This is a genomic window from Zymomonas mobilis (assembly GCF_006715975.1).
In the GTDB taxonomy this organism is placed as follows: Bacteria; Pseudomonadota; Alphaproteobacteria; order Sphingomonadales; family Sphingomonadaceae; genus Zymomonas; species Zymomonas mobilis_B.
Map to the genome: position 1 here is coordinate 1,281,982 of NZ_VFOF01000001.1, position 23,296 is coordinate 1,305,277.

Below are 23,296 nucleotides of genomic sequence, written 5' to 3' on the forward strand. Positions count from 1 at the left end.
AACATTAAAACCGGCGATGATTAAAATTCAGGTCGGGATTTTTTTCGCCAAGCCTTGCTAGACAGAATCTACTTAATGCTTTGTCATTAATAGACCAAAAAGGAAAAAACATGATTGTTTCTGAAGCGAATTTTGATGGTTTGATCGGCCCGACCCACAATTATGCGGGGTTATCTTTAGGGAATGTCGCCAGCGCCCTTCATGCCGGTCAAGCGTCTTATCCGCGCCAAGCGGCACTTCAGGGACTGCAAAAAATGAAAAGCCTGATGGATATGGGCTTAACCCAAGGAGTGTTTTTGCCGCCGTTACGACCTGTAACCGGTTTACTTCATCATATTGGCTACAAAGGTGATGATAAAACCATCCTGACGCAGGCCGCCAAAGATGATCGGCAATTGTTCAACAATCTTTGCTCGGCTTCTTCTATGTGGGCAGCCAATGCCGCAACCGTTATTGCGGCGCCCGATAGTGATGATGGCCGTGTTCATTTTATAGCGGCTAATCTTGCAACGATGCTGCATCGCCATCTGGAAGCGAAAACCACCTATAATCAACTGAACCAGATTTTTTCGAATAGCTGCTTTTTCGCTATTCACCATCCCCTACCTTGTGGCCAGCATTTCAGTGATGAAGGTGCCGCCAATCATATGCGGATTACCTCGGCACATTCTAACACCGGCTTGAATATTTTTGTTTATGGCGAAAAAAATGACGTTTTTCCGGCAAGACAAAAATTACGCGCAAGTCAGGCTGTTGCCCGATTGGGTGAAGTAAAGTCAGATCAGACATGGTTTATTCCACAGAATAAAGAAGCCATTGCCAAAGGCGCTTTTCATAATGACGTGGTCGCGGTTGCGAATGAATATGTCTTGTTGGCACATGCCGAGGCTTTTGAGAATCAAGGCGAGTGGATCGACCGCATTTCTCAAAAAATTGATGGCTTCATCCCTGTTATTATTGATGACATCACGCTCGAACAGGCCGTTAAAAGCTATTTATTCAACAGCCAGCTCGTCACTTTAAAAGACCGCACAATGGCACTTATTCTGCCTCGGGAAGTAAAAAATGATCCGGCTGTCTGGGAAACCGTAAACCGCATTATCGGTGGCAACAATCCAATCAATAAAGCAGTCGTGGTTGATGTGCGTGAAAGCATGTCCAATGGCGGCGGCCCAGCTTGTTTGCGATTGCGCGTGCCTTTATCAAAAAGCGCATTGGCTGCTGTTGACCAGCGTTACATCCTTAATAATGAAAGATGGGAAAAGCTTTGCGAGCTGGTCGAAAACTTCTGGCCTGAAAAAATTACACCTGATGATCTCGTTGCGCCTGAATTATGGAAAAGCGCGGTCAGAGCACATTGGGCTCTGACCAGCTGGTTGGGCTAATAATCCTTGGAATAACGCAGGCTGACATTGGATGACCCGAAACTGCTCGCTTCACTCAGGAGCGACAGGGTTCGGGTCAAAGATATTCTAATCTGGGTCGCCGTAAAGCCATGCGTATCGGTGATGACTTCCATATAAACATTTTTGAAAAGATATTTCCCAGCGGCCAAGGATGTTCCTTGGCCAGTCGAACTATTCGCCCCAACCACTCGTAAACGATCAATGCCGATCACCGAACGAAGCTTATCGAGTGGATCAAAGCCTTTGCCTCCTGTGCGAAGCGTATTCAACGCTGCCGCCAATTGTACTGCCTGCACTGCAGACAAGCTCGTCACCGAAGAACCGAAAAGCAAGCGTGACAGGATTTCATCCTGTGCCAAAGAGGGCGACGAAGAAAAGGTGATTTCCGGTCTATTCGCAAAGCCGCCGATTTTCACCGTAGCTGTGATATCGTCAACCGTGGCTTCGGCAGTAATATCCAATGCCGGATTGGGAGGATTCCCGCCGGTAAACTGAATTTCACCATGATCTATATCGAAACGCCGTCCGGCAAAGGTATAGGTTCCCCGAATGACCCGCATGTCACCCGTAATATTGGGGGATGTTGCCGTGCCTCTGACCCGCAAATCGGCTTGCCATTCGGATTCCAGCCCCATACCAGCAACAAATAACTGTTCAGGGGCGCTGATGCGAATATCCAGCTTCCATGCAGAGGCCAACATCGGCGGTGAATTGGTCGCCTCATTAGAAGCCGCGGTTTCAACCGCGCCTTTCCGCTTCACACCAGATAAATCATGAACGCTTTCTTTGTTATCAAGGATAAAGCGATAACGGGTTTCAGGCAGATTTAATTTCCCCTTGATAGAGCCACCTTCTTTGGCATTACTCTTAATATCAAGGTTACCCGAAACTGTTGACTTCATCTGATCCGCACGGGCAAGTGTGGCTTTATCCAAGGTGATATTCAAAGTTGAATCATAATCACTGGCCGCATCAAGGCTGGCATAGCCTTTGGCTGAAACAGTACCTTTTCCGGCCTTCCCTGTCATTTTATCAAGGAAGAATTTTGACTGATCGAAATGGCCGTCAATATCAATAGAGGATACCAAGGTATCGTAGGCGCTGTTTTCATAACGAAGCGAACGACCACGGATTAACCCTGTTAAAACAGGTGCATCGAGTTCACCGGTAATATCGGCGGCAACGGCCAAAGGCCCTCTTATCGATTGACCACTGACACCACTCATCGACCATAAAATATCGGCATCAGCGTTATAACGGATACCGCCGCTTAAACGCCCCTTCAAAAGGGCATCTATCCAATCGGGTTTGTGCTGTTTTTCTGGAGCATAATTCGGCGTTATACCTAAACGCATTTGCCCGATCATGGCTTGATTTTGGCGAATAACGGCTTCTGAAACTAAACCGTTTTTGTCATGGGTTGCCACCATCATCAAATCAACCGGTTGAGACAATCCGGTAATCGAAGCCCGTGTAAAATGGTTCAAGGCTAAACGCGCAGAAATCAACGGCACATTACCCGTTAAATCAGCATTGGCAATCGCTGACAGCTGACCACTTAAATTAGTCTCAGGCCATAAAAGATTGGCTTCCGATAAATCAATATCGGCGATCTGCATCGCGGCATAACTATTTTGACCACCATAATGGCCGGATAAATCAATATGGCCTTTGGGAAGCTGGATAACCACTTTCGATATATCATAGCCGTTTTTATCCGAGCGAATTTCGACGGGCGCTGCCATATGCCAATTTAAATGGGCGACGTTACCTTGGGCATTCGCCCGCACCAGATTTTCATCAAAACTGCTATGCAAAGCAACATTAAATGGAATGGGTGTCGTACCACCCACCGGTAAATTGCCTTGCAGGGTAAGGCCGGCTTCACCTTGATTTTTTTGATAAAGAACGCGACCAGCGGTTTGCTTCAATAAAAAATTATTATAGCGAATATTGTTGAGTAAAGCTTCGCCTTGGAAAACTGGATTGGCAGAAAAGACCGCCTTTCCTCTTAACCGACCGCTTTCGATATCAATGGCTTGACCATAGGTAAAACGGGCTTTCTCTAGGGTAATGTCGGCATTGACCGCCTGATTGGCCTGATCTTCTGTTAAGCGGATAACACCGTCTAATCCGCGACCATTCAGCTCGAATTGCCCCATATATAGGCTATTCTTCGTCTGAGCCAGATTACCGTTAATCGTCACGCCCAAAAGATTGGCCTTGATTAACGGATGGGTAAGGATACCTCCGACATCAAGGGTCATAGCACCATAGGTTTTTGAATTACCCCGAACAAACAGGCTAATATTGCCCTTTGGTTGATAGGCACCATTTCCATCCAGATGAAATTCCGGTGAAACAAGGCTAAATCTTGGCATTCTTATGCCACCAACGGCATTGGCAATGACATCTGCCCGTAAAACGGCTTCGCCACCAAAGGCTTTCTTTAATGCTGGTTTCTGCCAGTCACGCCCCGTCAAAGTCATTTGACCGGCCATGCCAAATTCACCGTTTTTCTCCGGTTGAAGGTGGCTGTCTATCGCCAAACTCAAGCGACCAACGCCATCTACTTTATAGGAATCAATGCCGCCTTTAATTGCCGCCCGCCATTTTTTGCTAACAAAGTCAGTAATGACTGTCGTATTCGCATGGATATAACGGCTGCTGATATTGCTATGGTCGATCCGTAAAATATGGTCGCCATAATTGATGGCACCTTCGACTTTTAAATTTTCCAGCAGATTGACCAGACGGGGGTCAAGGCCGGTGATTTTTCCGACGGACAAGCCCATAGGCATCGATAAACGGCTATCGTCTATCAACATTTTGCCTCTGGCTTGAATATTTTCTACCATTTTACCTTGCCAGCCAATCTGGCCAGCATTTAAGCGCCAATCAATAGTCGGAGATCGGATAAGGCCTGAAAGAACCGAAGAAAAAGCGAATTTTTTTAAGGATAAATCATCCAAAAAGAAATTCCGACCATTCGGGATATCCAGATTGACGCTCATATTATTGAAGCGGCTCGTTTTCCAATCAATACCGCCCAAAGCCGTAAACTGGAACATCTCTCCAGAAACCGCACTACGAATATCTACAATATTTTTGTTGCTATGAGTGGTCAGATCAACCTGTAAGCCTTTTTTGAAAAAGGCTTGTATCGAAGCCGGCTGATCAGCCAATAATTCGGCGGGATAAACCGCACCAGCAAGATGAACAGCACCATTTCTGTTATGAAGTTGCCAGTCTAACAGTTTTTTATCGCCTGATTGTGCCTGAATATAACCGCGCCAATCCTGCCAATTTCCTTTTCCGGCGGCATCCATAATCAGCGGCTTACCCAAATGGGTCAGCCCATCAACAACCCCTCCAACGGGCGCATTTAAATGCGCATCTACAACCAAAAGATTGGCAGCAGGCTTGGCATCAAATTGTAAAGATAGGGTATCTCCACCACTAATGCCCTGCCCTTTATCCGCGCCAGCATTGGCTTTGACCGTAATTTGCCCCCGTATCAAAGCCAGCCGTCCATGCATGTGCAAACGGTGGTTTTGCCCATCCAGATTTTTTGAAATATCAATTCGGTCTAAATCAATCCGGTCGATATCCAGATGGATATTCGGCAAAAGAGGTGCGTTCGGATCTGATTTTGTCGGCTTCATTTCCGGATTACGGAGCAATCCGACCATCGGCGCATGAAGCGTCTTTATCGTAATAATGCCGTAGCGATAATCCAGCGGATGCCATTCTACGAAAAGCGATGGCATATCAAGAAAACGGCCATGCTGGTCATAGGCTTTAACATCAATCAAGCGGAATGCCTGATAAATAGACCCATCAATCCGTTTTAATTTAACTTTTAGACCAGACTCTGTTGTATATTTATTGATATAATGAACAATGATCCGATGCCCGACGGCCGTATCCAAAAATACGACTAAAGACGCTACCACCAGCGCCAATCCCGCAAGGCAAACGCTGCCCCACCCCAAAATAGATTTCAAATTCCGAAGGGGTGAAAGTGAATTATCAGAAAGGGCGGACTCTTCGGCCTCTTCAATATTAGCCTTAGTTTCCGTTTCTTGTAACTGTGCGGCGGCATCCGGATTCTGTACATTATTAGAATCCGAATTCGGTTTTTCTGAATTGTTATCCTGATCAGCCATCAAAAAGCCTGACCAATAGAAATATAGACCGAAATACGCGATTCTCCGGATTGCCGAGCGATAGGTGTTGCAAGATCAAGGCGGAAAGGGCCAAATGCGGTATAGTAACGCGCGCCTAAACCTGTGCCAAATCTTAAATTATGGAAGGTTGGAAGCGAATCTTGATAGACTTGCCCAGCATCAATAAAAGGCACCAACCCAAAATTACCGAAACGATACCGCACTTCAAAAGCCAGTTCTTCTTCCGACAGGCCTCCAACGGCATCTTTATAGGGATCCTTTGGCCCTAATTGCTGATAGCCATACCCACGAACAGAGCCGCCGCCACCGGCATAAATCCGGCGAGAAGGCGCCAATTGCTGAACCGAAGCCCCTTCGATTGAGGCTACCCTAACACGACCAGCTACAACCACATTATCCGCAACCGGATAATAGCCACTCGCGTCAAAAAGCATTCTGACATAGCCGCGCAGCCCAGAACCAATTGAAGTTTCAGGACTGATACGCATATTCAAGCGGTAACCTTTGGTTGGATTCATCAGATTATTTGAACGGTCATACCCCACTTGCCCTGGCAAGGCCGCGATCAAATAGGAACGCGTTAGCCTTTCAGCACGGGAAAAGTCATAGCTCCGTTCGTTGGTCTGCGTTAATTCCGCTCCAATAGAATAAGTCCAGCGCTTTTGCCATAACTGGGTGGATTGCCGCGACAAGCTCCCCCCCAAAGAAAAACTGTAACCATTATAGGCATCATATCTTTCACGGCCAGCCGTCAATCCAATTTGGATAACGCGATCTCGTTGTCCAGCATTATTGCGATTAAATAAAGCCGAAACCTGTTGTTGACGCGTTCCAATAATACCAGAGAAAGTCAAAGAACCTTCTGGCGGGAACCGATTACGACTAATCCAGCTTCCCTGCGCTTTGAAACCTTCGCCCGTACCATAGCCGCCGGTAACTGAAATACTATGCTTTTTTCCCTGACCTTGACGGACATTAAGATCAACAATTTCGCTACCATCCTCCCGTTTTCGCCCCGTAGCGACAGGTTCAACTGACACATGAGAAAAAAGGCTTGTTGCAGCTAAAGCCTCGCGCAGATCATCAACCATCCGGCTGTCATAGCGCTGGCCTTCTTTGAAGCGCGCGATATGCGAGATGTGTTCAGCACCAAGGATAATATGCTTATTATTGCTGACGATAATTGAACCGTAAGAACCAATGGGGCCGGCATCAACGGGCAATGTATAATCGCCAGTATGCGTTTCATCATCCAACAGAATATTGCGATCATCAATTTTGGCAAAGGGATAGCCATAATGCGGCAAAGTTGTCAGAATATTATTCTCGGCCTGTTCTATGTTGAGAGCAATAATCGGCTGACCTGAATGTAAATTTAAAGCGACTTTTGCTATATTGAGAGGAATTTCGCTACTACCCGTCAGATTTATCTGACCAAGGCAATATATTGTCCCCGCATTGACATCATAGCGGACATTATACTGCCCTTTTTCTATGGGCGTAATAGAAAGCGCGGCTTTCCCATCATAATAGCCTTGAGACCGTAGAATACGGCCAATCAATTCCTGATCATTAGTCGCTCTGGCACCAATAACGGACAAACTATCGGCTTTATTTTTGCTCGATAGTAACACAGAATAATTTTTGAAAGCTTGATCGACATCAATGTCATTAAGCCCTTTGACATCGACTTTATAGCGAAGATCATCCTTTTCTTTTGCAAGGACGACATGCTCATTCATATCCGGCATAAAATGGGTAAGATCAGGCAAGGGTTCGGATAATACCGGATCAAGAGGCACAGATGTAATCGGTACCTGTTCTTTTACAGGATTTCCTGCCTTTTTATTATCAGTCGGAATGTCTTTCCGAGCCGGAGCGGGCTGCCCTGCAATATCCGTTTTTTCAGATGGTGTTACGCTATCCTTAGCCACCGTCTTTTCTGTATCGGGCGCTACGGGTTGTTCTATTTTATCTAAACGAACAGCCGTATTTCCAGCTTTAGCTGCGTTCAGATTATTCTGAATTTCTGCTTTAGGCGCTTCTATGGCGGGTTGTGACAAAGTGGGTAATTTGTCAAAAAAAGACGGATCAAAAGGGTCATTAAGATTATTCGGCGCAGCCGGTTTAATATCTGGATCTTTACTGGTTGCAGATAATTCTTCAGCGCAGGCTGAAAAGGATATCAACCCGACAGAGATTAAACATATTCGATGTATCGACCGACACAGATTGCTTTTAGAGGGCATTATTTTGGCCGACGAAGCAGTTCCAATCCTTTGCGTGCTGAAAAATAATAACCTTTTCCCCCATCATTTTTTGCATTTTTACTTTGCGTTGCTGGCAAAAATATTTCTGCCCGTAAACCACCTTCTGGACGATTGGTCAGAAAAAGATTGCCCCCTTCTCTTTTTACCGTCCGTTCAACAGTCGCCAACCCCAACCCTAGACCCGCAGTATTGCGTTGGCGGGCTGTATCCAACCGTCGGAAAGGTTGCAAGACATGTTCTATCTGATCTTCTGGAATACCGGGGCCCATATCGTCAACACGGATATAGACACCCTTTTCGTCATGATGGAAGCTTACAATCGCCGTTTCCCCATAATGAAGAGCATTTTCGATCAGATTGCTGATGGCACGCTTCATTAACAACGGGCGGGTCATAACATCATAGTGAGATGGCCCTTTATAAGAAATATTTTTACCGGCATCTTTAGCCGCATTCACCAAAGTTTCGATAATAGCGACAATATCCGTCAAGCGCGTTACTTCAGGGTCTTGATCACCACGCAAAAACTGAAGAACAGATTTGATCATCATCGCCATCTCTTGAAGATCCGCCTCCAATGGCTCGCGGATTTCGTCTTCCTCAATGAAACTGGCTCTTAACTGTAAACGGGCAAGCGGCGTTCTTAAATCATGGCTAACAGCCGCTAACATCTCTGTTCTTTCGCGCAGCATATGGTCAATGCGCATCTGCATCTGGTTAAAGGCCTGCGCGACATGCCGTAATTCTTTTGGGCCCGTTTCATTGAACAGATGCTGTTTACCATCTCCAACCTTGGCAACGGCCTTCGACAAGGAACGTAACGGCGTTACAAATGCCTGTATAATCAAGCTACCAACCAACCCTGCCCCAATCATAAGAATAAGGGCAGTTGTCAGACGATTAGTTAACCAGGGCATTGCCGGATTAGGCACTAATGTCTGGAAAATTAACCAGCTTCCATCCGATAATTTTAACTGCCCCAATAAATGATCCCGTCCCAATTTAGGCGCGAGATCTATATGAATGTCAGACGGGGATATCTCTGGATCATGGCTTAATATTTGCCCTTGGATCAGGTCAATCAGATGGCTGTCACTGTTAACATGGACATGTTTTACCTGACTGGGCGCCCAGAAAAACCGAATATCTCGATTGGAAAAATTATTGGCCACCATCCGGCGGCGCGCTGGTTTATCTTGATTGATTACTTGTCTCGCAACAAGAACGCGCTCGGTAATCGATTGGGTTGCATCCGCAACATAGGTGAGCTGGCTTGCCTCTTCTGAAAAGACAAGGCTAAGCACCAGCTCCAACAACATTGTTGCCAGAAGAACAATCGCAATCCTTCCGGCTAAGCCCGGGGAAAGCTGCCTGAAGAGATTATGAGACCACTTCAATCCTGTGAAACCGGCACCGTAAACATATACCCCACCCCACGGATAGTGCGGATCATGTCACCGGCTCCCGTCTGACTGGATAATTTTCGGCGTAATCGGCTGACCAGAACATCAATACTTCGATCCGATGCCTCGCTTAACCGACTACGTGATAATTCCAGCAATCTTTCACGCCCGATGACGCGTTGGGCATGTTGCGAAAAGGATAAAAGTAAATCAAATTCAGCGCCGGATAATTCAACCCCCGCGCCGGTAGGCGAATGGAGTTCGCGCCGATCAGGGTCAATAATCCAGCCTTCAAAATGAATCAGATGGCTTTGGGGGCTTTCTTCTGCACCTTTGATGGCCTGACTGCGCCTTAAAACAGCGCGAACCCTCGCGACCAATTCTTTCTTACCAAAGGGTTTCGGGATGTAATCATCCCCGCCCAATTCCAATCCAACGACACGATCCGTTTCGTCATCACGGGCGCTTAGAAAGATGACAGGCGTTGCCATATAATGGCTATTGCTGCGCAATTCACGGGTTAAATCCAACCCGTTTTTGCCCGGCAGCATGACATCCATCAAAATAAGATCGACTGTCCTGCCTTGCAGCTCTTCCCACATCTCTTCACCGCAACCAACCGGACAAGGTATGTAGCCATTCTCTTTCAGCACGCGAGCAATTAATGCCCGTAAAGAAGCATCGTCTTCGACGATCATAATCGTCTGGCTTGCCATGCTATTTCCCCTATATCCTATTATTTTTATAATTGATCTTTTGATACAGGCACCAAATGGTCACCTTCGACCAATCGGTAAAAACAGCTTTGGGCACCGGTATGGCAGGCAGGGCCCATGGGATTCACCTTTAACCAGACAGTGTCTTGGTCACAATCAATCCGCATTTCCTGTATTTTCATAACGTGACCAGATTCTTCACCCTTGCGCCACAGTTTTTTACGGGAACGAGACCAAAAATGGGCTTCTTTAGTTGCAATGCTCAGCTCGAAAGATTCTTTGTTCATATGGGCAACCATTAACAAAAGACCGGTTTTAGCATCGCTCAAAACCGCGTTAATAAGTCCTTTTTCGTCCCATGCAGGATTTAATATATTCCCGCGATCCCGATCACCATGCATTGCCGTTGTGCCTTTTATTTTTGTTGCAAGAGAAAGTAGAAGAATTGAGATAAAATTATAAGATAGATTTTACTTTTTTGTAAAAAGACCAACCATCTCGACATGTAAAGACCATGGGAATTGCCCAATTGGCTTCACCCAATCCAAACTCCATCCAGCATCCATCAGATTTTTAGCATCGCGGGCAAAGGTTGCCGGATTACAAGAAACATAGACAATTCGCCCATGCGGTAACGGTGCCAGATTGACTATCTGTTCTTTGGCACCGGCACGCGGCGGATCAAGAATGATGCAGTCAAAGCGTGCCAGTTCGTTTTTCTGTAAAGGACGCCGAAACAAGTCACGATGTTCAACAAAAATGGCTTTTCCAGCTTGACCAGCAGCCTGTTTCAAAGCCAACACTGCATCGCGCATCCCTTCGGCGGCATACACACGGCTGTTTTTATCTAAGGAAAGGGCAAAAGTCCCTAAGCCAGAAAAAAGATCGGCGACAAGGCGACTATCGCCGACGGCCTCTCTGACAGTCTGGACTAGCGCTTGCTCACCATCTTTGGTTGCCTGTAAAAACGCATGCGAAGGCAATGCAACCGGAACATCGCCTAATGTGACAGTAACCCGTTCTGATTCCCAACGGGTTTCGGCACCATAACCCTGATCTATTGAAAGACGAGCAAAAGCTTTCTCAGAGGCAAAAGCTGTAACCGCCTCGGTTGCCTCCAAATTTTCTGGAAACGGCATCACCAATAAACAGTCAATGCCTTGATCTGCCAAGGTCATTTCAATTTGCGCTAACGAACGCGGTGCCAGCCATTTTTGCAAAAAGCTGCGTAAATCTTTAACCGCTTTAAACAGACTTTCTTCCAACAAAGGACATTCCGCAATATCCACTAATTGATGACTGGATGTCTTGTTATAGCCCAAAGTCAACTTTTTGCCGGCTTTGAAAGCTCGCAAAGCCACACGGCGGCGGCTATGCGGCGGAGAAAGATGCGCCTCTTTTAAATCAGGGGCGGATAACCCTTGCTGGTGAAAGGCTTCTGCGATCCGATCCGTCATAAATTTTTTGTAAACGACTTCATCAGCATATTGTAACTGACAGCCACCACAGATTGAAAAATGGCGACAAACGGGATCAATATGGTGAGCACCAAATTTGATCGCACCTTCATCCGTAACAGAATCCCCAGGCACAGAATTGGGCACAAATTGCCCTTCTGCCGTTACCCCGTCACCTTTAGCGGCTAATCTCACAATTTCATTCATGCTGTAACTGTCACTTCTACAAAAGCGGAACGCAGATGACCAATCAGATCATCGGCAATCATTCCAGGGCCCGCCAAACGGGCGGCTTCACCATGCAACCACACGGCCGCACAAGCGGCATCGAAAGGATCCATGCCACGTGCCAACATCGCACCACAGATACCAGAAAGAACATCTCCCGTTCCGGCATTGGCTAACCACGATACCGCCGGTTGAGAAATGGCTGCACGTCCATCTGGTGTGGCAATAACGGTATCGGCACCCTTCAAAACAACCACCAGACCAGACAATTCGGCGGCCTTGGTCACACGGGTCAGTTTGTCACCACTAATACCGTCAAACAGACGCTTAAATTCGCCTTCATGCGGGGTAATAATCGTTGGCTGGCGAATATTGCGCAGGCAATCGAGACCTTCTCTTTTTAACAAAAAGAGCGCATCTGCATCCAAGACTAACGGATGGGATGTGTCCAATGCCATCGAAAGACGTTGCACACCTAATTCATCACGTCCCAATCCGGGGCCAATCACAAGGGCATTGATACGTTCATCAGCCAAAGCCTCACGGCTCCATGACCGGTGAACAAGCGCCATCGGACCTGAAACCGCTTCGCCGCCTAGCAAGGCAACATAACCGGCCCCTGCCCTCTGTGCTGCAACCGCAGAAAGGAGCGAAGCACCGGCCATTGCACCGGCTGTAATGGCGACATAACCACGGCTATATTTATAATCAGCAGGCGTTGGCGCTGCCAAACGTGGTTTTGGAATTTCGATCAGATCAGGCTTTTGGATGGTCAACCCAATGTCGCCAACAGCAACTCGACCGCAAAGCGTTGATGCGGGTTCTAATCGATGCGCAGGCTTTAAGGCACCAATGGCAATGGTTAGATCAAATGCCGGAATATCCGACAACAAACTGCCTTTATCGGTATCAACACCACTTGGAACATCAATCGCTACCCGTAAAGAAGCGGCCTTTGAAAAGGCTTTCAGTTTTGACAGCAAATCTTCATCCAGTGATCGGGACATGCCGACCCCGAATAAGGCATCAATCAATAAAGGTGCCGCTTGAGCTTCATCAAGAGAGGTAACCTTACCCGAAAAAAGAGAACGCGCTTTTTTCGCAGCATCCGTTTTTGGCTCGCTATAGGCCGCGACCGAAACAGGAATACCCCATTCTTCTAAATAACGCGCAATGACATATCCATCACCACCATTATTACCGGGGCCACAAAGGATTAATGCAGGCATGTTACCGGCAAAAGAACGCGTTATGGACGCCGCAACTTTTCCGGCTTTTTCCATCAGGTCATCGACAGAGCTGCCGCGCTTCATCGCCGCCATTTCCGCAGATCTCATCGCCTGCAATCGCAAAATCGGGCGAGGTTCAGGGGACAATGACCGTATTATTTTATCATGCTGTGGTAGTGTTTCTAATTTGGATATCGTCATAGCTATGGCGCTCACTTCTAGCACCGGGATGCGTGACAGCCTCACATAACAGACAGACGTAAATACCCTGCCCCCGTGATGGATGATAAAGGGCGTAAACCCTGATTTTCTTGGGCAGGATAGGTGTTACAGCGTTCTGCTAGCACATCTTCCGGTATATCGAGATCAATAATACCTTAATTTAGCGCCTATATGGAGGATATCCGCCCCATCAACAAGGGTAATAAAAATTATTCCTTCCACCCGACTGGCAAAAGAAATGTTCACGAAGCAGCCTCATCGGAAATTTAATATATTATCCTAAAATATTGTCTAAAAAGCGCCAGCATATGACCGCCTATATCTATTTTCTATTCTTCAATGAAAGCACCGTTTCCTTGATGACGTTTTCCAAAATTTGACACCATCTTCCGATTTCTTTTGGCTCGGTCAGCATATCCTGCCTTATTTCCAAAAGCAGATAAGGAATCCGGTTTTTTTCTGCGTGGCGGTTCATCGTCGTGTTCAGGATGCGCCCCGAATAAGGCTCATTTTCACCGACAACCAATTGGGCTTGCTTCAATAACGGTATTGCAATCTGTGTTGCCCGATCATCGTTATTATAAAGCAGGCCGACCTGCCACGGGCGATAACAGTGCAGATCACTTTTTAGGCAGGGGGTAAAGCTGTGCAGAGAAACAATCAACGTTGGTCGCTGACGTTTAATGACTTCGGCAATATGCTGATGATAAGGATAATAAAAACGCGCCAAACGGGCTTCTTTTTCTTCTGCTTTCAACCCTGTATTACCCGCTATGACATAGCCATCTGAAACAGCAGGCATCAATCCCAAAAAATCATCTTCATCACGATTAAGGTCGACCACCAATCTTGATTGGGCGGCAAAAACAGCGCGACAGCTTAATGTCTGGCAAAGCTGCTCTCCTAATGTCTCAACCCCCTTATCAAGGGCGACATGCTCATCATATAAATTTCTATCAATCCCCAGATCAATATCTTCAGGTACAAAAGCCGAAGCATGATCCGCAATCAATAAAATAGAAGGATCAGCGCCTTCTATATCATGCCAAGCTTGATGAGACATGAGTCATCCTTTTATTGAAAGCTATTCTCGAAAAAAGAGGCATTATAGGCGCGATATCGCTTCCTATAATCTCTTTCTTTTAATCAGCTTTAATCAATTTCCCTAAATTCTTAGGTTCTTTGGATGACTTCACGTTCCAATCTTGGCCGAATAGAACCGCATGATTATTTATAATTATAACAGCAAATGGTCACCGCAAAACGGATGATAACGCCCACCATTGGGGATGCTCGTCTTTCAGTTTTTCGCGTGCTATATCACGATCTGCAATATTATCGAAAAGCGCAAAACAGGTCGCTCCTGATCCTGACATGCGAGAAAAACTGACGCCTTTTTGCTGCTGTAACCATTCGACGACATCACCAATAATCGGTAATATTTTTCTTGCAGGCGGCTCCAGATCATTTCGTCCTGACCGTGATGCATCCAATATATGGCTGTCCGTCGCTAAAGGCCCCCGATCGATGCCATCCCAATTCTTAAAAATCATCGGGGTCGAGCAAGATACTCTGGGGTTGACCAATAATAATGGCTTGTTTTCAAGAGAGTAATCCGCAATCTGGGTCAGCTTTTCGCCCACCCCTTCTCCACGCACTAGACAAGAATCCACACAGGCCGGAACATCTGCGCCCAAATGAGCCGCAAGTGTCAAAAGCGCTTCATGTGGTACGCCATAATGCTGACCTATCATCCGCAAAATAGCCGCCGCATCAGCAGAACCACCGCCAATTCCGGCGGCGATAGGCAGACGTTTATCAAGAATAATCGAAAAGCCTGCTGGTATTTTATCAGGATAGGCTTCCCGTAACGCCGCTACCGCACGCAAGACAAGGTTGTCCTTACCTGCATCCAAACCTTCAGCGAAAGGGCCCGTAATCGTCAAATGATCTTCTGCACGATCAGCTACCGCTTGCAGAATGTCGCCATCTTCAGCAAAGGCAAAAATAGTCTCTAATGCATGATACCCGTTGGGCATCTTTCCTCGCACATGAAGTGCCAGATTGATCTTGGCATAGGCTATTTCTGTCAGCTTAGACACCACACACACTTTCCTGATAATAACGTAAAATTTCTGAAAACAGGGCTATAACGAATTAGGAAAACTCTGCATCCCTTTTTATAAAAAACTTTAATAGAAAGAACGCTCCAACCAGCGGTCGCATTAAAAGCACATAACGCCTTAAAGGGATATAAACGGCGTGGCGTCATAACAATAACGCCCAAAAATCGATAAAAAAACACTAGATTTATTTCAGCATAGGTTGCTTTTGGAAGCTTATCCAAAAACTTTGTGCGTGATGAAAGCCTTAAGAGTTTAAGACCTCTTTAAGATGAAACTTCTTGGCTCACTTTTCATAAGAAACCATATCTAACGACTTCATCAAAAAACAATTTTTTAAAATGGCAGCAAGCATTCGTTCGAACACCGCGCAAAAATATACAAAAGAAATTAAATTTAATTACAAAAAATTTTAAATTTACAACAAAAAATCAATTAAAAATTATTATTCTTAAGAAATATAGGGACTCAAAAGCCTTTATATTGCAGAGCAATTGTAAAAATATAATTAAAACAATCGCCCCACAATACAACGACAAGGAACTGCATCAAAATTGCATCCTAGGGAGCGGCTAAAGCAGGTGTCAGCCCTAAATCTATTTTACCTTTTATGCGCGCCGTAGCTTTGTCTTCTGCTGTAACCAAAGAGGCTTGCCATGCATAACGGGCATCAAAATGTCGGCCTGCAGTCCAATAAGCATCGCCCAAATGCTCGTAAATCGTAGATTCTTTAGGTGCCAGTTCTGCCGCATTTTCCAACAGAAAAACGGCATCATCCACGCGCCCCGAAAGATATTGGCTCCATCCACAAGAGTCGATAATCGCTGGATCAATCGGCATCGCCCCTAACGCCTTCATGAGAAGAATACTAGCACTCTGAATATTTTCGCGTTTTTCTAACTGTGAATATCCCAATGTATTCAACGTAATCGGATTATTGGGGGCGATAGCTACCGCTTGTTCATAGGCGGCTTTTGCTTCTGGCCAATGCCCTGCGGCATCTAATAGATTACCCTTCAATATCCACATCTGCCAGTCTTTAGACATGGTTTTGTCAACATGGCTCAATGCTGCCAAAGCGGCATCAAAATTGCCGCTATCACCCTCTATTTCTGCAAGGTTATACCAGTCTTCAACGGTGGCATCCGGCTGACGGACAACATTTTGTGCCAGATTAAGCGCCATATCCTTCCGCTTTTCACGCAGATAGAAAGATATCTGCATCGAAGTCGCCATATTATAGAAAGGATCTTCGGGCGTAATATGATTAAGCGCAATTCTTGCATCGGATAGCTGCCCAAAAGAAGACAATATCTCTGCAATAATGAGCCAATTCTCCGCATTGTTGGGTGTCATCCATGAAGATGCCCGCCCCAAGCCTAAACCAACCGGCTTGGTCAAGCTCTGTTTGCTACCCATCAAAGCCGCCATGCGCAAAAATAATTCGGACATACCGACTTCGACCGTCAGTTTCGACGGCAAAGATTTTGGGTTCTTTGCAAACATCTGTCTGGCCTTTGCCAAAGATGCGCTGGAACCTTCCAACAAAGCCCTAGATTTGGCGCCGTCACGGTGCGACATTATCCCCGCAGCAAGGATACGCAACCGGTTCGCCCGACCCGTTCCACCACCCATAGATGGCTCAAGAAGAGGTAATGCCTCGTCATATTCTCCTGTCGCCAAAAGAAGCAAGCCGCGCACTTCTGGAACAAAAACTTTAATCGATTCATCCGCTTTATCTAATTCGCTTAAAGGATTGTCTTCCCCTGCCCCGAATTTGACCCATGCCCGTAATAAGGGGGCGAAAGGAAAAAGAGCATAATGATTTTGCTCCATCCGATCGATTAACTGATGCGCTTCTTTCCACCTATGCTGCTGAACAGCCTTAGCCAGAATAAGGAATGGCCCGTCTCCTGTTCTGAAGCCGTCTTTCTCCATATGGGATAACGTCGCCAGCGTTATTTTCGTATTGTCCGCAACCTGCGCTTCTCGATAGGCTTTTAAAGCAAGCCGCTTATCGTCAGGATGTTCGTTGAATACGGAAAAGAAATCACGGGCGGCAAGATCAGGATTACCGGAAAATGATGCCACTTGCCCTTCCATATAACGCTGAAGAGAGGATAGCCCTGCTTTATGCGCAGACACAGAAGCAAACGGAACGGTTAGCAATACCGTTAGCGGAATAATACGGATAAATGGAATCATAACTGATAAAAACAGGCTAGGCCTCGCCATTGCAATAGATTTTCTATAAAACTTATCTATTAGATAGCAGAGCTTGCCTAGCCTGGCCTTTGTGTTCTGGTGTTTTTACATATTAGGGTAATTGGGACCATCTCCGCCCTGAGGTGTTACCCATTCGATATTACCCGTCGGGTCCTTGATGTCGCATGTTTTGCAATGCAGACAATTCTGGGCATTTATCTGAAGACGTGGGTTATTTTCTTCTTTCCCGATAATTTCATAAACACCAGCTGGACAATAGCAGCGTTCTGGAGAGTCGTATTTGGCCAAATTGATATTTATGGCAACCGATGGATCTTTTAATTTTAAATGACAGGGTTCGTTTTCATCATGCTGGGTATTTGAAAGATAAACAGAAGATAGACGATCAAAACTTACCTTGCCATCGGGCTTAGGATAATGCTGTTTTTTGCCTTTTTCTTTGATGACGAGTGTGGAGTTATCAGGACGATGCCCTAATGTGAAAGGCAATTTGATACCTAAGCTTCTCATCCAAAGGTCTGTTCCAGCAACGGCCGAACCAATTAAAGGCCCGAAATGAGCAATCGCAGGTTCCGCATTACGCGCATTTTTTAACTCAGTTGCTAACCAGCTTTTCTCAAAATTATCTGGATAATCTGTCAGCAGCAAAGATGATTTGTCTTTCAACAGAGATTCAAAGGCAGCTTCAGCCGCTAACATGGCTGATTTCATTGCACCATGCGTGCCTTTAATCCGAGGAACATTCACAAACCCAGCTGAGCATCCGATTAAAGCGCCACCTAGGAAGATAAGCTTAGGGATAGCTTGATAGCCGCCTTCATTAATGACACGCGCACCATAAGCAATCCGGCGTCCACCTTCCAATAAAGGTCGGATAGATGGATGCTCCTTCCAACGCTGGAATTCTTTAAAGGGGGAAAGATAAGGGTTGCTATAACCAAGGCCAACGACAAAGCCGATTGAAACCTGATTATTTTCCTGATGATAGATAAAACCGCCGCCAACTTCACTCTTTAAGGGCCAGCCTTGGGTATGGATAACCCGCCCAGGAACGTGTTTTTGGGGCTCTATTTCCCAGAGTTCTTTAATGCCTAATCCATAGACCTGAGGCTGACTATCTGCATCTAGCCCAAATTTACGAATAACTCTTTTCGTTAAATGGCCACGAGCGCCTTCTGCAAAAAAGGTGTAACGGCCACGTAATTCCATGCCAGGTTGGAAATCAGGACGTGGTTTCCCATCTTTCCCGACGCCCATGTCGCCTGTAATAATGCCTTTTACCTGATCATCTTCGTCATATAAAATATCGGCAGCGGCAAATCCTGGGAAAATGTCGACGCCCAAAGCCTCTGCTTCGGTTGCAAGCCAGCGGCACAAAGCTCCCAGAGAGCCTGTATAAAAACCTTTATTATGCATAAAGGGTGGCAAAAAGATTGAAGGCAATGTCAGATGTTTTTTTGGAGTCAAAACCCAGTGAGGCGATTCCGTCACTTGCACAGTAAGCGGTGCACCTCGTTCACGCCAATCGGGCATTAATTCATTAAGAGCAATGGGGTCAATAATCGCTCCAGAAAGAATATGCGCGCCGACTTCTGCCCCTTTTTCTAAGACACAGACTGTAATTTCTTGATTATTTTTTTGTGCCAGCTGTTTTAGACGAATTGCAGCAGAAAGGCCGGCGGGCCCTGCCCCTACAATAACGACATCATATTCCATGGATTCGCGTTCTGACATTTCCCCCATAATCCTTATGGTTGTATAGCAATCGCCTGATCTTTTAATGAAGATTGCTATAACTGGTTATTAATAATAGGATGTTTTGACCGAGATACGTTTAAGATCAGCTGATTGGATATTTTGAATGAAGCCCTGATCAGGTATCTTTGATAAAATCTCCAAAAAGAGAGATTAGAATAATAGAAAATTTCACTATTTTCAAAAAGGTTTTATAAATAATTTTTATCGACAGTTTTATAACTAATCCAAACTAGTCAATTAATCAGAATTTTATAGCGAGGAATCGGATCGTCCAATCATGGCGTTTAAAAGTCTTCTGGAATGGTGGCAAACAGCAGGTGTTGATGTTTTAACCCAAGACATGCCCCAAAATTGGTTTTTGGAAAGTCATCCCATAACCCCCAAAGCCGAAATAGAAGAATCAAACGCCCTTAATATTCCAGAAAAATTATCAATATTAACAGATAACAACACATCAGATATTAAAAATAACAGTGCGACGATATCCCCGATAATCAAAAATATTGCCAAAGATATACCCGAATTTTTCTTGTGGATGGAAGAGGTATTCAGGGAAAATATTATCTTACCAAAAGTAGTAAATTCTCCCGATTTAATGGTTCTTGGGGCTTCTCCTGAAGTTGAAGATGCAAAACATAATCAACTTTTTTCAGGAAAGATCGGTAGATTGCTGTCGTCTATGCTCGATACTTTATCGATTAGAAAGCAAGATATTTATTTTGCGACGATGTCTCCTGTTGTCACCAATATTGATTATATCAATACAGACAGCAGGGATGAAAATGCGTTAAACTTTATCGACTACACATTTATTGCAACACAGCATGTCTCGCTTATAAAACCTCGGTATTTACTTTTACTAGGCGACGCGCCAAATCGTGCGTTTTTACAGATGAATGCGACAGATGCGCGCAGAAAAATGCACGCAATAACAGTGAATAATGATATTATTAGTACCTTCGCATTGCTGCATCCTAAACTACTGTTAGGAACACCTTCCTTAAAAGCGGCAGCATGGAAAGACTTAAGAATATTAAAAAGGAAGATAAATGGAAACACAAATGCGGCCAACCAAATGTAAGGTCAATTATCGGCAGCGCTTTTCAAAAGTGAAGCAGTGTTTGCAAGCCGCTTGTGTTTTTTCTACCGGTTTTATTATTGCCTGCTCTCAGCTGATATCTCCGATATTAGCAGCCGCTCCTATGACTAATAAGGAGCTATCCATAATTGAGCCTGGTTTCTTATCGGATAGTGATATCGTTTTAGACGCTGTAGGTACGACTACGCCTCCAGAATTCTCGCCTATAAATGTAAATGCTTCAGAAAATGTGAAAGACGTCCTATCTTCGTCTGAGATACAAGGGTATCGGGCATGTTTTTCTGCTATACATCACGGCAACTGGCAGGTAGCCCAACAGTGGATATCGGCTAATCCGAATGGTCTTTTAACAAATTATGCGAAAGCCGAACTCTATCTCGCAAAAGCTTCTCCAAAAGTAAATTCTGACGATATTCTCGATTTAATTCAAAAATCACCTTATTTGCCACAGAATGAGGCCTTAGAGCGTTTAGCCCATAGCAATGGGATAAAAAACCTTCCTCACTTACCAGAAAAGAATAACTTGATCTTTTTAACGGGGTCACCTCAGAGACCTGTTAATCATCATAATAGCAACAACCACTCGGCTATGCTGTTTGAAAGCAAGGCTTTACCTTTAATAAAGGCAGATGATGCGGATCGCGCTGAAAATTTATTCCAAGATTCTCAGCAAAATTTACCAGATGATATTAAAACGGAATGGGCTCAACGCATTGCATGGAGTTATTACCTGAATGGTAATGACGACGCCGCCCGCCGCTTAGCGATCCAAGCTGAGAATGGAACCGGAACATGGAGAACTGATGCGAGCTGGGTTGAAGCTTTAGCCGATTGGCAGAAAGAAGACTTTACTGCAGCTATGCAGGCATTCTCTCGTGTCGCATCCTATAGTGATAATAGAGAGATGAAAGCTGCAGGCTTGTTTTGGGAAGCTCGAGCTGCAATGGCTTCAGGACATCCAGAATACACGCAAAATTTATTAAGATCTGCTAGCCATATGCCAGAAACTTTTTATGGCATTTTGGCAGAAAAAGCCTTGGGGAAAACGATAAACACTTCAATTCGTCCCGTAGCGCTGTCCGCTGATGAATTGAAGCGTTTAACAACACAGCCGAACATTCCTATTGCTATAGCACTTAACCAGATTGGTGAATATCAACTAGCCAGTGAAACTTTAAAACATCAGGCTCGCGTGGGAGAATTCAAGGATCATAATAGCTTGATCCACTTAGCTTCCTACCTCCATTTACCAGAAGCACAACTATGGCTAGCGCATCATGGGCCAGCTGGTTTCGCAGCTGATGTCGAAGCGCGCTATCCCTCCCCCAATTGGGCACCAGCCAGTGGATGGCATGTTGACCCTTATTTGGTCTATGCTCATGCATTGCAGGAATCCCAGTTCCGCAGCCGAGCTGTAAGCAACAAGGGAGCAAGAGGTGTTATGCAAATCACACCTGCAACAGCCCGTTTAGTTGCAAAACAGCATGCAACAAATATTGATATAGAGGATCTAGATAAGCCGACAGTAAGCTTTGAATATGGCCAAGCCTATATAGAATGGTTGCGTGATACCAGCTATACAGGCGGTTTACTGCCTAAGGTAATTGCGGCTTATAATGCGGGACCAGCAGCATTACCGCGTTGGAAAGATCGCGATCATGGTGATCCTTTATTGTTTATTGAATCGATTCCTTATGCCGAGACCAGAGCTTATGTAGCGACGGTACTACGCAACTATTGGATATATCAGCAAAAAACAGCAACATCATCCCAAAGCCTTAATGCAATGGCGCAAGGAATGTGGCCTAAATTTCCAGGCATGCCAGGTCAAAATGCAATCAGACTAAATAATAAGACAAAAGAAGGGGCACGTGTGGTGGCATCAAACAATACAGCCAAACAAGTTATGTAAAATTAGCCAGACTATTTTTGGCAAGAACTGCAAAAAAAAGTAGATCGCCCGCCCATCACCGATCGTTCGATCGTAGCTCCACATTCACACAAAGCGTCTTCTTTACCATAAACTTTGAATTGAGCTGAGAAATAACCCAGCTCTCCACTAGGGCGGGCATAATCTTTTAAAGTGGAACCACCTTCAGCTATCGCTTTTTGTAGAATTTCTTTAATAGCCTCAATAATTGAGGCTATCTCTTGTTTATTTAAGCTATTACCAGATCGTTCAGGATGGACACCTGCTTGGTACAAAGCTTCGCAGGCATAAATATTGCCGACACCAGCAACAACCTGCTGGTTTAACAATAGTTTCTTTATCGATGTTGCTGAACGAGCCAGTCGGCTTTTCAGGTATTCTAGGTTAAAGTCACCAGTTAAAGGTTCTGGTCCTAATTTTTTAAAATAAGGCCAGATCAGAAGATCTTTCGTTTTAATCAAGTCAAGAGAGCCAAAACGACGCGGATCATACAGAGAAACACAGCGATTATTTTCTGTTTTTAGTATGAAATGATCATGCTTTTCGATCGTTTCCGGATTTATTTTCCATCGCCCAGACATCCCCAAATGAAAGATAAGCGCATCTTCACGGTCATTGAAAATGATCCCATATTTCGCTCGCCGATCGAAAGAAATGATAGTTGATCCGATTAAACGTTCTTGAATATCATAAGGGATAGGTCGTCTAAGATTAGAACGGCATACTTTTACTTCTATAATTTTTTCACCTGTCAGGACTTGTGATAGTCCTCGAACAGTGGTCTCGACCTCTGGCAATTCAGGCAATATTAGGCATTCCGTTTTGAATGAATAATTATATAGCGAAGTGGTTAGCCAATAAAATTATTCAAGTATTTCTATATTAGAAAAACATAACATTGACCATCGGATACCGAGTGTGGCAAAGAAGCCTTGCTTTCAACAGCCAAAGCATTTTGCGGGTGTAGCTCAATGGTAGAGCAGGAGCTTCCCAAGCTTAAGACGAGGGTTCGATTCCCTTCATCCGCTCCATCTTTAAT

At 45.2% G+C, this 23,296-nt stretch carries 15 protein-coding genes and 1 tRNA gene; 4 read left to right on the plus strand and 12 right to left on the minus strand.

Annotated elements, in window-relative coordinates; all coding sequences use genetic code 11:
* Positions 1-110 precede the first annotated feature (110 nt).
* Entirely contained in the window at positions 111-1,385 is a 1,275-nt protein-coding gene (locus tag FBY58_RS05630) for an N-succinylarginine dihydrolase (protein ID WP_141919878.1), read from the plus strand.
* On the opposite strand, the gene FBY58_RS05635 is transcribed toward FBY58_RS05630, so the two are convergent.
* From FBY58_RS05635 to FBY58_RS05685, 11 genes are all read right to left on the minus strand, one after another.
* Positions 1,382-5,575 (minus strand): translocation/assembly module TamB domain-containing protein, encoded by a 4,194-nt coding sequence (locus FBY58_RS05635; RefSeq protein WP_141919879.1) that lies wholly within the window; start codon positions 5,573-5,575, stop codon positions 1,382-1,384. The two genes, FBY58_RS05630 and FBY58_RS05635, sit on opposite strands and share 4 nt — an antisense overlap.
* Positions 5,575-7,845, minus strand: coding sequence for an autotransporter assembly complex family protein (locus tag FBY58_RS05640; RefSeq protein ID WP_141919880.1), 2,271 nt, complete (start codon positions 7,843-7,845; stop codon positions 5,575-5,577). Before FBY58_RS05640 ends, FBY58_RS05635 begins: the two co-directional genes overlap by 1 nt.
* Positions 7,845-9,263, minus strand: coding sequence for an ATP-binding protein (locus FBY58_RS05645; protein ID WP_141919881.1), 1,419 nt, complete (start codon positions 9,261-9,263; stop codon positions 7,845-7,847). Before FBY58_RS05645 ends, FBY58_RS05640 begins: the two co-directional genes overlap by 1 nt.
* Entirely contained in the window at positions 9,260-9,985 is a 726-nt protein-coding gene (locus FBY58_RS05650; protein WP_141919882.1) for a response regulator transcription factor, read from the minus strand. The genes FBY58_RS05645 and FBY58_RS05650 overlap by 4 nt, the downstream gene beginning before the upstream one ends.
* A gap of 26 nt (positions 9,986-10,011) precedes the next feature.
* Positions 10,012-10,386, minus strand: coding sequence for a phosphoribosyl-AMP cyclohydrolase (gene hisI, locus FBY58_RS05655; RefSeq protein WP_141919883.1), 375 nt, complete (start codon positions 10,384-10,386; stop codon positions 10,012-10,014).
* 69 nt (positions 10,387-10,455) lie between these two features.
* Positions 10,456-11,649, minus strand: a complete 1,194-nt coding sequence (locus FBY58_RS05660) for a class I SAM-dependent RNA methyltransferase (protein ID WP_141919884.1) — start codon at positions 11,647-11,649, stop codon at positions 10,456-10,458.
* On the minus strand, positions 11,646-13,100 hold the full coding sequence (locus FBY58_RS05665; protein WP_141919885.1) for an NAD(P)H-hydrate dehydratase: 1,455 nt from the start codon (positions 13,098-13,100) through the stop codon (positions 11,646-11,648). Before FBY58_RS05665 ends, FBY58_RS05660 begins: the two co-directional genes overlap by 4 nt.
* A 343-nt stretch (positions 13,101-13,443) precedes the next feature.
* On the minus strand, positions 13,444-14,184 hold the full coding sequence (locus tag FBY58_RS05670) for an N-formylglutamate amidohydrolase (RefSeq protein WP_141919886.1): 741 nt from the start codon (positions 14,182-14,184) through the stop codon (positions 13,444-13,446).
* Positions 14,185-14,374: 190 nt separating this feature from the next.
* Positions 14,375-15,223, minus strand: coding sequence for a 4-(cytidine 5'-diphospho)-2-C-methyl-D-erythritol kinase (locus FBY58_RS05675; RefSeq protein ID WP_141919887.1), 849 nt, complete (start codon positions 15,221-15,223; stop codon positions 14,375-14,377).
* Positions 15,224-15,805: 582 nt separating this feature from the next.
* Positions 15,806-17,479 carry a tetratricopeptide repeat protein gene (locus FBY58_RS05680; protein WP_260432123.1) on the minus strand — a complete coding sequence of 558 codons (1,674 nt, stop codon included), beginning with the start codon at positions 17,477-17,479 and terminating at the stop codon, positions 15,806-15,808.
* Positions 17,480-17,554: 75 nt separating this feature from the next.
* Positions 17,555-19,204, minus strand: a complete 1,650-nt coding sequence (locus tag FBY58_RS05685) for an electron transfer flavoprotein-ubiquinone oxidoreductase (protein ID WP_141919888.1) — start codon at positions 19,202-19,204, stop codon at positions 17,555-17,557.
* Between the two features lie 301 nt (positions 19,205-19,505).
* Here FBY58_RS05685 and FBY58_RS05690 point away from each other — a divergent pair, with 301 nt between their 5' ends.
* Positions 19,506-20,309 (plus strand): uracil-DNA glycosylase family protein, encoded by an 804-nt coding sequence (locus tag FBY58_RS05690; protein WP_141919889.1) that lies wholly within the window; start codon positions 19,506-19,508, stop codon positions 20,307-20,309.
* Positions 20,278-22,239, plus strand: a complete 1,962-nt coding sequence (locus FBY58_RS05695) for a lytic transglycosylase domain-containing protein (protein WP_260432124.1) — start codon at positions 20,278-20,280, stop codon at positions 22,237-22,239. Before FBY58_RS05690 ends, FBY58_RS05695 begins: the two co-directional genes overlap by 32 nt.
* 11 nt (positions 22,240-22,250) lie before the next feature.
* Here the strand turns inward: FBY58_RS05695 and mutM are convergent, their stop codons facing one another.
* On the minus strand, positions 22,251-23,063 hold the full coding sequence (mutM, locus tag FBY58_RS05700) for a bifunctional DNA-formamidopyrimidine glycosylase/DNA-(apurinic or apyrimidinic site) lyase (protein WP_141919890.1): 813 nt from the start codon (positions 23,061-23,063) through the stop codon (positions 22,251-22,253).
* 151 nt (positions 23,064-23,214) lie between these two features.
* Between mutM and FBY58_RS05705 the strand changes: the two genes are divergently transcribed.
* Positions 23,215-23,288 (plus strand) — tRNA-Gly (locus FBY58_RS05705).
* Positions 23,289-23,296: the final 8 nt, after the last annotated feature.